Genomic DNA, 13,109 nt, shown 5'->3' on the forward strand with positions numbered 1-13,109 from the left:
CCGGCGAGCCCGGCGGGCGGCCCCGGTCCGGGAGTGCGCGGGCCCCGGCCCCGGTCTCAGTGCTTCGGGGCCGCCCGCAGCGCGATCCGGGTGTTGGAGTGGGCGATGCCCGCCTCCCGCTTCAGCCGGCGCAGCAGCGTGTCCAGCGCTCCCGGGTCGGCGGCGGTGGCCCGTACGAGGTAGTCGTGGCCGCCCGTCACATGGACCACCTCCGTGATCCCGGGCAGCATCAGCACCGAGCGCTCGAACTCCTCGTTCGTCGTGTCGAGGCGCAGCGTCACATCGATGAAGACGACCAGGCCCGAACGGGTGTCGGCAGCCGGGTCGACGATCACGGTGAAGCCGCGGATGACCCCGTCGCGGCGCATCCGGCGGACCCGGTCGCCCGCCGCGTTGGCGCTGAGCCCCACCCGTACGCCCAGATCCCGGTACGAGATCCGGGCGTCCTCCTGGAGAATGCCGAGGATTTCCCTGTCCAGCCGATCCATACCGTGATTGTCCCAGCTTGTGGCGATATCGGCTGAGGGAAGCCGTGCGAGGCCGCGGGCGCCCGGTGTCCCCCGGTCGGCGCAGCCCGGCGGGCCGTGCGGTGCCCCGCGCCCTTGACTTGCCGGTGTGGACACCTCCGTCAAGCAGTCCCCCGAGCCGCCCGCCCCGGCGGCGGCCGCGCCGTCCCCGGCCGCGTACCGCAACCTCGTCCTGGCGACGGTCGGCTTCGCGCTGACCTTCTGGGCGTGGAACCTGATCGCGCCGATGTCCGGGGACTACAAGGACCGGCTGGGGCTCAGCTCGTTCCAGCAGTCGTTCCTGGTGGCCGTGCCGGTGCTGGTGGGGTCGCTCGGCCGGATCCCGGTGGGGGCGCTCACCGACAAGTACGGCGCGAGGCTGATGTTCCCGCTGGTCTCCGCGCTGACGATCGTGCCGGTGCTGCTGCTGATCCCGGCGAAGAACTCCTACGGGGCGATGCTCGCGGTCGGTTTTCTCCTCGGGCTCGGCGGCACGACGTTCGCGATCGGTGTTCCGCTGGTCAACGCGTGGTTCCCGCCCGCCAAGCGGGGCTTCGCGCTGGGCGTGTTCGGGATGGGCATGGGCGGGGTGGCGCTGTCGGGCTACTTCACCCCGCGCATCGCGAAGCACGGCGACAATCTGCCCTTCCTGGTGGTGGCGGGCGCGCTGGTGGTGTTCGCGCTGGTGGCCGCCGTGCTGGTGACCGACCACCCGGGCCGGAAGATCCCCACGGACACGCTGGTGCACCGGCTCGGCGAGGCCGGGAAGCTGCGGGTGACCTGGGAGCTGTCGGCGCTGTACGCGATCGGCTTCGGCGGCATCGTGGCGTTCGGGGTCTATCTGCCGACGTATCTGAAGACCTGGTACGAGATGTCGCCGACCGAGGCGGGCACCAAGGCGGCCGGCTTCGCCCTGGTCACGGTCGTCTTCCGGCCGATCGGCGGCTGGCTCTCGGACCGGGCCCATCCGGCGCTGGTGACCTCGGCGGCGCTGCTGCTGGCCGCGCTGATGGCGATCGTGCAGGCCTTCGAGCCGCCGCTGAACCCGGTCGGCACGATCGCGCTGCTGGCGATGGCGGCCGGGCTGGGCACCGCGAGCGGCAGTGTGTTCGCCCTGGTCTCGCAGGTGACGCCGCAGCCGAAGGTGGGCAGTGTGACGGGCATCGTCGGCGCGATGGGCGGGCTGGGCGGCTTCGTGCCGCCGCTGGTGATGGGCGCGATCTACAGCGCCAAGGACAGTTACGCGATCGGCTTCATGCTGCTGTCGGACCTGGCGCTGGCGGGGTGTGTGTACGCGTACGGGCGGATGCGGAACATCCAGCGCGACGGGTGAGACCTCGGGCACGGAAGAACGGCCGCGTCCCCGCCGAAACGCGGCCGTTCGTTGTGCGTGGCCGTTCGTGTGCGTGGCCCGGTGCGGCCGTCAGCGCTGCCGGAGCCGCTGTTCGAACCGGTCCGCCCAGTACGCGGTCCGGTCGAGGTAGGCCGTCTCGGCGGCCTCCCCGGTCTTTCCGTAGGCCCCGTCGAAGGTCTCGTAACCGTGGCCCGGGGGCGGGGTGGAGGAGGCCGGTTCGATGGAGCTGCCCTCGTGCCACTCGTTGAACGAGGTGACGGAGACCCAGGTGGGATCGCCGCCGATGGCCGGGTCGAGGGCGTTGTTCCACTCCAGGTCGTAGGAGGCGCCGTCGGCGCGGCCCAGGGTGGGGGTGGTGTTGCCGGGGACGGCCCGGTCGTCGATGTAGCCGGGGGCGACCGAGGGGGCCCAGACCAGGCCGTTGGCCTTGGCGTAGTCGCCGGCCTGCTTCCAGCCGGGGGCGGTGGCCCCGGCGATGCCGTCGTAGGTGTAGATCCCGCCGAAGTGACCGACCTTGGTGGTGTCGGTGGTCTGGGCGAGCACGATGGCGGTGTCCTTGACGGCGTCGAGGGCCGACCAGTCCTGGATCCTCAGGCTCTCGAAGATGTAGTAGGCGTTGCGGTCGCCGTGGGCCGCGTCCCGGTAGAACGCGGGGTGGTCGCCGAACTTCCCTTCCAGATAGGCGATGTCGTCGACGACGGAGGCGGCGGTGCGGTTCCCGTACGGCTCGATGTGCCAGGCGACCTCGATGCCGTGGCGGGCGGCGGCGTCCAGGACGTCACCGGCGAGGCCGTCCTCGTACCCCCCTTGTCCCCACCAGCTGTAGACGATGACGCCCGCGCCGGACTGCTTCACCCACTCCATGTGCTGGTCGACGGCTCCGGCGATGTCTCCGGAGTCGTACGGGCCGAGCTTCGGGTAGAGGTCGGCCCCGATGGAGTCGGGCGGGGTGTGGCCGCCCTGCTGCCAGTGCCGCCAGCCGCCCGAGCCCTCGGGGGTGCCGTACCAGGGGTAGTAGAAGAGGTGCACGTTGGACGAGCCCTCGGCCTCGGTGGCCGGGGCGCGGGTCAGGGTGAGGCGGTCGACGTCGAAGAGCGCGCCCGCTCCCCCGGTGAACCGCAGGAACAGCGGGCCCGTGCCGGCCGTCAGGGCGGTGGTGACCTCGGTGAAGGTCTCCCAGCCGCCGGTCGGGGCGACGTCCACCGAGCCGAGGAGCGGCCCGGTGGCGGAGCCGGAGCGGACCTCGATCGTGCCGCCCGCGCCGGCCGAGGAGACGGTGGCGGTGAAGGCGGTGGCCCCGGCGGTGTCGAGGGAGGAGTAGCCCGCCCAGTCGCCGTCGTCGATGTAACCGAGGGTGGCTCCGCCGCTCGCGGAGCCGTGGGCGGCGCTCTGGACGCCGAAGGAGGAGGTGTACGCCTCCGCCTCCGCGCTGTCGCCGCCCGGGTCCGGACCCGGGTCGCCGGTTCCGCAGTCCGCCTCGACGGCTCCGGCCGCGTACTGGACGCCGCCGAGCAGGAGTTGGCGGAAGTCCGGGTCGGCGAAGGACTCGATGGTGTGGCCGAGCCCGGTGTAGAAGGAGCGGCCCTCCTGCTGCGGGTGGCACCAGGTGATCGGGTGGTCGCCGCCCATCTCGCCGCCGCTGTAGCTGGATTCGTCCAGCGACTGGAGTACGTGGACGCTGTCGCGCGGGTTGGAGCGGTAGTTGTACCACTCGTCGGTCCGGGTCCAGGTGTCGTCCAGGTGCGCGGTCGCCGGGTGGACGTGGTCCTCGGTGGTGAGGCGGGCCTCCTGGATCGCCGGATGGCTCTGGAACCAGGCCCCGACCAGGTCCTCGTACTCCGGCCAGTCGTACTCGGTGTCGGCGGCCGCGTGGACGCCGACGAATCCGCCGCCGCCGTCCACGTACCCCTTCAGGGCGCTCTGCTGGGTGTCGTTCAGGACGTCGCCGGTGGTGGAGAGGAAGACGACGGCCTCGTAGTCGGCGAGGTTCTGCGGGGTGAAGGCGGTCGCGTCCTCGGTGGCGGTGACGGTGAAGTCGTTCGCCGCGCCCAGCTCTTGGAGGGCGGTGATGCCCGCCGGGATGGAGTCGTGGCGGAATCCGGCGGTCTTGGAGAAGACCAGGACCTGGTACGGGTCGGCGGCCGCCGCGCTCTGCACGCCGGGGCTCAGGAAGGCCGCGCCGAGGGCGAGGGCCACGGCGCAGGCGAGGCGGCGGATACGGGATCGTCTCATCGGTCGCTCACCTGTGCTCCCTGGGTACTGAAGGTGAAGGCGTCCAGGTCGAAGAGGCTGCCCTGACCTGTCGGGCCGGTGAAGACGAAGAACAGCTCGGTGGATCCGGTGGGCGCGTTGTTCACGTCCGCCGTGACGTCCACGTAGTCCTCCCAGCCGCCGGTCGGGACGACGGGCAGGGACGAGAGCAGGGTGCCCGTCGGGGAGCCGGCCCGTACCTCCAGGGTGCCGCCCGCGCCGCCCGAGGCGACCCGTGCGGTGATGGAGGTGGCGTTGGACAGGACGTACGGCGTGAAGGAGACCCAGTCGCCGTCGTCGGTGTAGCCGACCGCCGCGCCGCCCTCGGCGGAGCCGTGCGGGGCGATCTCGATGCCGTTCTGGGCGGCGAAGTGCTCGCCCTGGCGGTGGCGGGGCTGGAGGATCGAGTCGCTGTGCGTGGTGAGCCCGCCCGCGTCGGTGTACTCGGCGTCGAAGACCCCGTAGATGTTGGCGGCGCTGTCGTGCTCCCCGTCGACGGGTACGTCGATGGTGCCGGAGCAGCCGTTCTTCGAGGTGATCTGGTGGCGGTGGCTGTCATGGCCGAGGAGGTAGGTGACCTTGACCCTGGAGCAGTCGACCGTGCCGTCCTCGGGGTCGCTGACGGTCACGGTGAAGGGGACGGAGTCGCCGAAGGAGAAGAGGCTGCCGTCGGCCGGGGTGATGAGGGTGACCGTGGGCGCGGTGTTGCCCGCCGTGACGACGAGGCTGGCGGAGCCGGTGAGCCCTTCGGGGTCGGTGACGGTCAGGGTCGGGTTGAAGGTCCCGGCGGTGGTGTAGGTGTGGCTGGGGTTGGGGTCGGTGGAGGTGGCCCCGTCGCCGAAGTCCCAGGCGTAGGTGAGGTTTCCGCCCTCGGGGTCGGCGCTGCCGGCCGAGGAGAAGGAGACCGCGAGCGGCGTGGGCCCGGACGTCTTGTCGGCCGCCGCCTTGGCGACCGGGGAGCGGTTGCTGCCCGCGAGGTACTCGACGCGGTAGAGCGCCTGGTTGTTCGCGCCGGTGCCGTAGTCGAGGACGTACAGCGCGCCGTCGGGGCCGAACGCGGAGTCCATCACCTGGGTGCCGGTCCACGGGAAGGTGTCGATGGTCCCGGGTGATCCGTCGGCCTTCACCTCGACCGGCTTGATCCACTTCCGGCCGTACTCGGTGGCGAAGAAGCGGCCGTCGAGGGAGGCGGGGAACTTCACGGTGGAGTCGAGATTCGCGTCGAAGTTGTATACGGGTCCGGCCATCGGGGATTCGGAGCCGCCGCCGAACTCCGGCGGGGAGCCCGCGTCACCGGCGTACCGGATCCAGGCGGGCTGGGCCGGCGGCAGGGTGGCGAGGCCGGTGTTGCGGAAGGAGTTGTTGGCGGGGCCGGCGGCGCAGTCGTACTTCGCCCCGGCGGGACCGCTGGGGAAGGTGTACTCGCCGTACGTCTCCGTGGGCGTGTTGGTGCCCGTGCAGTACGGCCAGCCGAAGTTGCCGGGCTCGGTGACGCGGTTGAACTCGACCTGGCCGCTGGGGCCCCGGTTCGGGTCGGTGGTTCCGGCGTCGGGGCCGTAGTCGCCGATGTAGACGGCTCCGGTCTTCTTGTCGACGGACATCCGGAACGGGTTGCGGAAGCCCATCGCGTAGATCTCGGGGCGGGTGTTCGCGGTGCCGGGGGCGAAGAGGTTGCCCGCCGGGACGGTGTAGCCGCCGTCGGCGGTCGGCTTGATCCGGAGCAGCTTGCCGCGCAGGTCGTTGGTGTTGCCGGAGGAGCGCTGCGCGTCGAACTGCGGGTTGCGGTCGGTGCGTTCGTCGATGGGTGCGTAGCCGGCCGACTCGAAGGGGTTGGTGTCGTCGCCGGTGGTCAGATACAGGTTCCCGGCGGCGTCGAAGTCGATGTCACCGCCGACGTGGCAGCACTGGCCCCGGTCGCTCTCGACTTCCAGGACGACCTTCTCGCTGCCGAGGTCGAGGGTGCCGTCGGCCTTGAGGACGAAGCGGGAGAGGTTGAGGTGACCCTTCCACGGTGCGAAGTCGGCGGCGGAGCCGGTGGTGGGGGCGTCGCCGGGCGGGGTGTCCAGGAGCGGCGAGTAGTAGAGGTAGACATAGCGGTTCGCCGAGAAACCCGGGTCGACGGCGATGCCCTGGAGGCCCTCCTCGTCATGGGTGTAGACGTCGAGCTTGCCCGCCGTCTTCGTCGACCCGGCCGCGTCGGTCAGCCGGACCGTGCCGTCGCGGGCGGTGTGCAGCACGGACCGGTCCGGCAGCACGGCGAGCGACATGGCCTCGCCCAGTTCGGCCGCGCCGAGGGCGAGTTGGACCTGCTGGTAGTCGGCGGCCGGGATGTCGGCCGCGATGCGCGGGGCGCGGGCCTCGGGGTCGGCGGCGAGGGCCGGTCCCGCGGCGGGGACGGCGAGCGTGGCCGCGAGGAGCGCGGCGAGGGCGGTGGCGTATCTGGACCACCGTGGGGGTGCGGGTGACATGGTCGGTCGTTCCTTCCTGACGGTACGTGGGGTCTGTCAGGCAAGGCGCTGTCGCGCTTTGCGACGTACGGGGCCCGGCGCGCGGGGCGTACGGCGTGCGGGCATGCGGGTGCACGACGTGCGGGGCACGGCGTACGGGCATGCGGTGTGCAGGCGTGCGACGACTGCGCCGGTGCACGGGCGCAGGCAGATTCTTGCTTCCGGAGAGCGCTCCAACGCTCTTGCCGGGCAGGCTTTTTGCATGCTGGCAACGCAAAAATAATTTGTCAAGGTCGTGTCAAAATTCCGGTTCGGTGCTCCGTGCAGCAATTCCTCCGGGCCTCAGCCCGGAGGGCCGTCTAGGCTTCCCGGGTGACCCTCCTTCTTCCCGCGCTCCAGTCCCCCACCGGCCCGGCAGCCTCCCGGGAGGCCGTCCGCTTCGGTGATCTCTCCCTGACCTACGGCCGGCTGGCCGGGGCCGCCACCGCGCTCGCCGCCCGTATCGCGGACGCGGGCCGGGTCGCCGTCTGGGCCACCCCGACACCGGAGACGGTGATCGCGGTGGTGGCCGCGCTGCGGGCCGGGGTGCCCGCCGTACCGCTCAACCCGCGTACCGGGGAGCGTGAGCTGGCGCACATCCTGGCCGACAGCGCGCCCACGGCGGTGCTGGCGGGCCCGGACGACGTACTGCCGCCCGCGCTGGAGAAGCTGCGGCGGGTGACGGTGGACGCGCGGGAGGCGGCGGAGGGCCCGGAAGGGCGCGTGGGCGGCGCGGCGGGCCCCGAGGACCCCGAGGACCCCGCCCTGATCGTCTACACCTCCGGCACCACCGGACCGCCCAAGGGAGCCGTCCTGCCCCGCCGGGCCGTCGCCGCGTCGCTGGACGCGCTGGAGGACGCCTGGGGGTGGACCGGTGACGACGTCCTGGTCCACGCGCTGCCGCTGTTCCACGTCCACGGGCTGATCCTGGGCGTCCTCGGTCCGCTGCGCCGGGGCGGCTCCCTGCGCCACCTGGGGAAGTTCTCCGCCGAGGGTGTGGCCCGTGAGCTCGGCTCCGGAGGCACGATGCTCTTCGGCGTACCGACGATGTACCACCGGCTGGCGGAGGCGCTGGACGCCCCGGCGGGCACCGCCGAACGGGACGCGCTGGCACGGGCGTTGACGTCGGCGCGGCTGCTGGTATCCGGGTCGGCGGCGCTGCCCGTGCACGACCACGAACGCATCGCGGCGGCGACCGGGCGGCGGGTGATCGAGCGGTACGGGATGACCGAGACCCTGATGAACACCGGGATCCGGGCGGACGGCGTGCCGCGCCCGGGCACGGTGGGGCCGCCGCTCGCCGGGGTGGAGCTGCGGCTGGCGGAGGAGGACGGCACGGTGCTCGACGCGGCCGGGGCGATCGGTGAGATCCAGGTGCGGGGGCCGAATCTGTTCACCGGCTACCTCAACCGGCCCGACGCCACCGCCGCCGCGCACACGGCGGACGGCTGGTTCCGTACGGGCGACGTGGGCACGGTGGACACGGACGGGTACGTCACCATCGTCGGGCGCAAGGCCACCGACCTGATCAAGAGCGGCGGTTACAAGATCGGCGCGGGTGAGATCGAGAACGTGCTCCTCGCCCACCCCGGGGTCCGGGAGGCGGCCGTGACCGGCGAGGAGGACGCCGACCTCGGCGAACGGGTCGTTGCCTGGGTGGTCGCGGCCGACCCCGGATCTCCGCCCGCCGCCGAGGAGTTGGCGGACCATGTGGCGGCCCAGCTCGCCCCGCACAAGCGCCCGCGCACCGTGCGCTACCTGGACGCCCTGCCCCGCAACGACCTGGGCAAGATCATGAAGAGGTCGCTCCGTGCCTGACGAGAACCCCGCCCGGATGACGGCCCGCGAGGCCGTCACCCTGCTCACCGGCCCGGCCGGCTTCACCGAGCATCTGCCGCCGCCGCGCGATCTGCCGGCCGACGGGCCGCTCGGCTGGGCCGGTTACGACGCGGCGCGCGAGCGGGCCCGGGCGCGGACCGGCGAGGAGGAGTCCGTGGTGTACGGCACCGGGGTCGTCGGCGACCGCGCGTGTGTACTCCTCTCCTTCGAATTCGGCTTCCTGGGCGGGTCGTTGGGGCAGCGGACGGGCGACCGGCTGGAGGCCGCGTACGAGCTGGCACTGACCCGGCGGCTGCCGCTGCTCGCGCTGGTCGCCACCGGTGGCAGCCGGATGCAGGAGGGCATGGTCGCGCTCACCCAGCTCCAGCGGGTTGCCGCCGCCGCCACCCGGCTGCGGGCGGCCGGGCTCCCGCAGCTCGCCGTGGTCCGCGATCCGACGACCGGCGGCGGCTGGGCCACCGTGGGGGCCGGCGCGGATGTGGTGCTGGCCCTGCCGGGCGCGCAGGTCGGTTTCGCCGGGTCGCGGGTGCGGCCGGCGGACGCGGATCCGTACGCGTACAGCGCCGAGGGCCAGTTCGCGGCGGGCCAGGTGGACGCGGTGGTACCGGCCGACGAGCTGGCCGCCACGGTGACGCACTGGCTGCGCGCGCTCGGGCCGCACGAAGCGCCGCCCGCGCCCGGGCCGCCCGCCGCCCCGGTGCCCCGCGCCCTGCCCGTACCGTCGGCTCCCGCCGCGCCGCAGGCTCCCGCGCGGCTGCCGGAGACCGGGCGGGAGGCGGTGGCGCGGGCCCGCGATGCCCGGCGGCCGCGGGCGGAGGCGTATCTGGCCGACTACTTCGCCGTGCGGCTGCCCCTGCACGGGGACCGGTGCGGCGGCACGGACCCGGGGCTGCTGTGCGGCTTCGGGCTGCGCGCGGACGGCAGCCCGGTCGCGTACGTCGCACAGTGCGGGACCGCGACCCGCCCGGCCGGATACCGTACGGCGGCCCGGACGATCCGGCTCGCGGACCGGCTCGGCGTCCCGGTCCTCACACTCGTCGACACCCCGGGCGCGGCCAACGACGCCGAGGCGGAACGGGCCGGGGCGGGCGCGGCCATCGCCGAGACGTTCGCGGCGATCGCGGCGGCCCGGGTGCCGGTGACCACACTCGTGATCGGCGAGGGCGGCTCGGGCGGGGCGCTGGCTCTCGCGGCTCCGGGCAACACCCATGTCACGGCGGACAGTTACTTCTCGGTCATCGCGCCCGAACTGGCCGCCGCGATCCTCAAGCGGCCGCCGTCGGAGACCGGGGCCACCGCCGACCAGCTGCGGCTGCGCCCGCAGGACCTCGTGGATCTGGGCTTCGCCCGCTCGATCGTCGGCTGAACCGGAGGCGTGGTCACGGCTGCGGGTCGCGGGCGTCGTAGCGGGCGAAGGCGCGCCACTTCAGCGCGAGCAGGGCCACGCCCGTCACACAGAGGATGCCGCCGCCGGTGACGGCGACGGCGGGCGAGGCGAGGTCGGCGACGGAACCGGCCAGGAAGTCGCCGAGGCGGGGGCCGCCCGCCACCACGACGATGAAGACGCCCTGGAGCCGGCCGCGCATCTCGTCGGGCACGGCCGCCTGGAGCATGGTGTTGCGGAAGACCATGGAGACGGTGTCGGCGCATCCGGCGAGCGCCAGGAAGAGCAGCCCGAGCCAGAGATTCCGGGTGAGCCCGAAGACGGCGATGGCGGTGCCCCAGGAGCCGACGGCCAGCAGGATCGCCAGTCCGTGCCGCCGGACCCGGCCGAACCAGCCGGAGAACACCCCGCCGAGCAGGGCGCCGAGGGCCGGGGCGGCGACGAGGAGTCCGGTGGTCCGGGCGTCGCCCCCGTACCAGAGGACGGCGACGGCCGGGAAGAGGGCGCGGGGGTGGGCGAGGACCATCGCGCACAGGTCGGTGAAGAAGGTCATCCGGAGGTTGGGCCGGGTGCCGAGGAAGCGCAGCCCGTCCAGGACCGAGGCCCGCTTGCCCGTGTCGCTCTTCTGCCGGTCGGGCAGCATCGAGGGCAGCCGCCACATGGCGTACAGGGAGGCGGTGAAGCAGACGGCGTCCACGGTGTACGCGGCGCGGTAGCCCCACCAGCCGACGATCAGTCCGCCGAGCATCGGGCCGACGAGCGTGCCCGTCGTGCTGGTCATGGTGGTCAGCGCGTTGGCGGCGGGCAGCTGCTCGGCCGGGAGGAGCCGGGCGATCATCGAGGAGCGGGCCGGTGCGTTGAGGGCGAAGCAGACGGCCTGGAGGGCGACGATCGCGTACAGCAGACCGACGTGCTCGACGCCCGCGACGGTCGCGCCCGCCAGGACGAGGGAGAGGACGAACGACCCGGTGGCGCTGAACAGGCCGAGCTTGCGCCGGTCCACCGTGTCGGCGACGGCCCCGCCGTAGAGCCCGAAGACGACGAGCGGCACGAGCGAGCAGAACCCGATGAGCCCCACGGAGAACGCGGACCCGGTGATGTCGTAGACCTGGAGCGAGACGGCCAGTGCCGTCATGCCCTGGCCGATCCAGGAGACGGTGTTGCCGAACCAGAGCCGCCGGTAGTCGGGCGAGGCCCGCAGCGGCGTCAGGTCGGCGAATATATGGCTGCGGTGTACAGGTGGTTCGCTCGTTTCGGTCACACGGGATGGTAGCCAGCACCCTCCCGGCGGGGCGTTGTCACCCCACCGGCTGCCGTACCAGCGAGTCCCACAGGGCCACCGCGTGGTCGACGGTGGAGCGGAGCCGCTCCAGCGGGACGCCGTCGCGGGCCTCGATCGACAGGCCGTGCAGGATCGTGGCGTAGAAGGCGGCGACCGAGCGGACGTCCGTGTCCGGGGCCAGCTCGCCCTCCTCGACGGCCCGTTCGAGCCGTTTCTCCAGATCCGTGACGGAGGTCCGCCGCCACCAGGACAGATGCTCGGCGACCTGCCGGTTCTGGTGCGAACAGTTGGTGGCCGACAGGACGATCATGCAGCCGCTGGGCGTCGCCGGGTCGGTGAAGGTGTCGATGTTGCCGCGCAGCATGGCCTCCACGGCGGCCCGTGCCGTCGGCGCCTCGCGCAGGGCGCGGTTGGTCGCCGAGCCCGTGGTGCTGTCGTAGAGCGCGACGGCCTCGCGGAACAACTGCTCTTTCGAGCCAAAGGTGTTGTACAGGCTGGCGGAGTTGATGCCCATGGCGGCGGTCAGGTCCGTGAGCTTCGTGCCCTCGTACCCGAACTCCCAGAACGTCTCCATCGCACGCCGCAGTGCCGCGGCGCGGTCGAACGCGCGCGGTCGGCCTCTTTCGGCCATCTGTGCCTCCTCGGGGAAGGGTTGACCCCCGGACATCCTGCCTGTTTAGTATTTCTGGATCGTCCGACCTAGATATATACCTTAGCGTGAATGGAGCGAGATGCCTCAGCTTGCGGGCAAGGTGGCACTGGTGACCGGAGGAAGCCGCGGGATCGGTGCCGCGACCGCCCTCCGACTGGCGGAGGAGGGCGCGGACGTCGCCCTGACGTATGTGAGCGCGGCCGACAAGGCCCAGGAGGTCGTGAAGTCGATCGAGGCGCTCGGGCGCAAGGGCCTGGCCATCCAGGCCGACAGCGCGGACCCGGCGGCCGTCGTCCGGTCCGTCGAGCAGACCGCGGCCGAGCTCGGCCGGCTCGACATCCTGGTGAACAACGCCGGGATCTTCCCCTACGGGCCGATCGAGGGCGTGACGCTGGAGGAGATCGACCGCACGCTGGCCGTCCATGTGCGGGCCGTCTTCCTGGCCACCCAGGCCGCCATCCCGCACCTGGGACACGGCGGACGCATCATCAGCATCGGCAGCTGCTGGGCCACCCGGGTGCCGGTGCCGGACGTGACGCTGTACGCCATGAGCAAGTCGGCGCTGATCGGCTTCACCAAGGGGCTGGCGCACGACGTGGCGTCCAAGGGGATCACCGCGAACATCGTGGACCCCGGCCCCACCGTCACCGACATGAACCCGGACGGCACGGACGAGGCCGAGGAGGAGCGCCTGAGGACCGCGGCGAAGGTGCTGGGCGCGGGGGCCGACACCGCGAAGGCCGTGGCCTTCCTCGCCGGTCCGGACGCCCAGTGGATCACCGGCACCTCACTGGCGGTCGACGGTGGCTACACCGCCTGACCGTGACCGGGTCGCCGGACGGCGACGGACGGAAAGCGACGGTGCGTCGCCATGACCACCGACGGACCGGCGACACGGACGGGCGGAGGAGCGATGGCATGGGTGATCCTGACGGCGGCCGGTCTCCTGGAGATCGTGTGGGCCCTGGCCCTGAAGGAATCGAACGGCTTCACCAAGCTCTGGCCCAGCGTCATCGGCGTCACCTTCTCCCTGCTGAGCTTCGTACTGCTGACCTTCGCGCTGCGTGAGGTGCCGGTCGGCACGGGTTACGCGGTCTGGGTCGGCATCGGCGCGGCGGGAGTCGTCACCGCCGGCATCGTCCAGGGCGAGGCCGCGTCCGCGGCCCGGCTGGCCTGTGTCGTGGCGATCATCGCCGGAGTGGTGGGGCTGAGACTGCTGGAAGCCTGAGTCCGCCGGGGGTCACCCGGCCCCGCCCATCCAGGCCCCCGCCCCGTGCGGGGGCCTGGATACGAACGTGCGACAAGCGAAATCGCGACAATCACACACCGGTATCCCGACAATAGGCCACTGACTCG

At 72.5% G+C, this 13,109-nt stretch carries 10 protein-coding genes; 5 read left to right on the forward strand and 5 right to left on the reverse strand.

What is annotated here, in order from left to right; all coding sequences use genetic code 11:
* Window positions 1-56: 56 nt before the first annotated feature.
* Window positions 57-488: an Lrp/AsnC family transcriptional regulator gene (locus ACSMXR_RS09650; RefSeq protein WP_030078115.1), complete on the reverse strand. Its 432-nt coding sequence runs from the start codon at window positions 486-488 to the stop codon at window positions 57-59.
* A 127-nt stretch (window positions 489-615) separates the two neighbouring features.
* On the opposite strand from ACSMXR_RS09650, the gene ACSMXR_RS09655 reads away from it, so the two are divergent.
* On the forward strand, window positions 616-1,839 hold the full coding sequence (locus ACSMXR_RS09655; protein ID WP_137233273.1) for a nitrate/nitrite transporter: 1,224 nt from the start codon (window positions 616-618) through the stop codon (window positions 1,837-1,839).
* A 90-nt stretch (window positions 1,840-1,929) separates the two neighbouring features.
* Here ACSMXR_RS09655 and ACSMXR_RS09660 read toward each other — a convergent pair whose 3' ends face one another.
* Window positions 1,930-4,092: a glycoside hydrolase family 99 protein gene (locus ACSMXR_RS09660; RefSeq protein ID WP_473171636.1), complete on the reverse strand. Its 2,163-nt coding sequence runs from the start codon at window positions 4,090-4,092 to the stop codon at window positions 1,930-1,932.
* Window positions 4,089-6,578 carry a PQQ-dependent sugar dehydrogenase gene (locus ACSMXR_RS09665; protein WP_473171637.1) on the reverse strand — a complete coding sequence of 830 codons (2,490 nt, stop codon included), beginning with the start codon at window positions 6,576-6,578 and terminating at the stop codon, window positions 4,089-4,091. The genes ACSMXR_RS09660 and ACSMXR_RS09665 overlap by 4 nt, the downstream gene beginning before the upstream one ends.
* Before the next feature lie 351 nt (window positions 6,579-6,929).
* On the opposite strand from ACSMXR_RS09665, the gene ACSMXR_RS09670 reads away from it, so the two are divergent.
* Both ACSMXR_RS09670 and ACSMXR_RS09675 read left to right on the forward strand, forming a co-directional pair.
* A complete protein-coding gene (locus ACSMXR_RS09670; protein ID WP_473171638.1) occupies window positions 6,930-8,414 on the forward strand; it encodes an acyl-CoA synthetase in 1,485 nt (494 codons plus the stop codon).
* Window positions 8,407-9,801 (forward strand): carboxyl transferase domain-containing protein, encoded by a 1,395-nt coding sequence (locus ACSMXR_RS09675; protein WP_473171639.1) that lies wholly within the window; start codon window positions 8,407-8,409, stop codon window positions 9,799-9,801. Before ACSMXR_RS09670 ends, ACSMXR_RS09675 begins: the two co-directional genes overlap by 8 nt.
* 13 nt (window positions 9,802-9,814) lie before the next feature.
* Here ACSMXR_RS09675 and ACSMXR_RS09680 read toward each other — a convergent pair whose 3' ends face one another.
* Window positions 9,815-11,080 carry an MFS transporter gene (locus tag ACSMXR_RS09680; RefSeq protein ID WP_137233278.1) on the reverse strand — a complete coding sequence of 422 codons (1,266 nt, stop codon included), beginning with the start codon at window positions 11,078-11,080 and terminating at the stop codon, window positions 9,815-9,817.
* A gap of 37 nt (window positions 11,081-11,117) precedes the next feature.
* Window positions 11,118-11,732: a TetR/AcrR family transcriptional regulator gene (locus ACSMXR_RS09685; RefSeq protein ID WP_137233279.1), complete on the reverse strand. Its 615-nt coding sequence runs from the start codon at window positions 11,730-11,732 to the stop codon at window positions 11,118-11,120.
* Between the two features lie 100 nt (window positions 11,733-11,832).
* On the opposite strand from ACSMXR_RS09685, the gene ACSMXR_RS09690 reads away from it, so the two are divergent.
* Window positions 11,833-12,573, forward strand: a complete 741-nt coding sequence (locus ACSMXR_RS09690) for an SDR family NAD(P)-dependent oxidoreductase (RefSeq protein ID WP_098026451.1) — start codon at window positions 11,833-11,835, stop codon at window positions 12,571-12,573.
* 93 nt (window positions 12,574-12,666) lie between these two features.
* The gene (locus ACSMXR_RS09695; RefSeq protein WP_030622184.1) at window positions 12,667-12,981 is read left to right on the forward strand and encodes a DMT family transporter; all 315 of its coding nucleotides are present in this window, start codon (window positions 12,667-12,669) and stop codon (window positions 12,979-12,981) included.
* The last annotated feature ends 128 nt before the right edge of the window (window positions 12,982-13,109 follow it).

This window comes from Streptomyces sp. DSM 106670 (genome assembly GCF_055792845.1).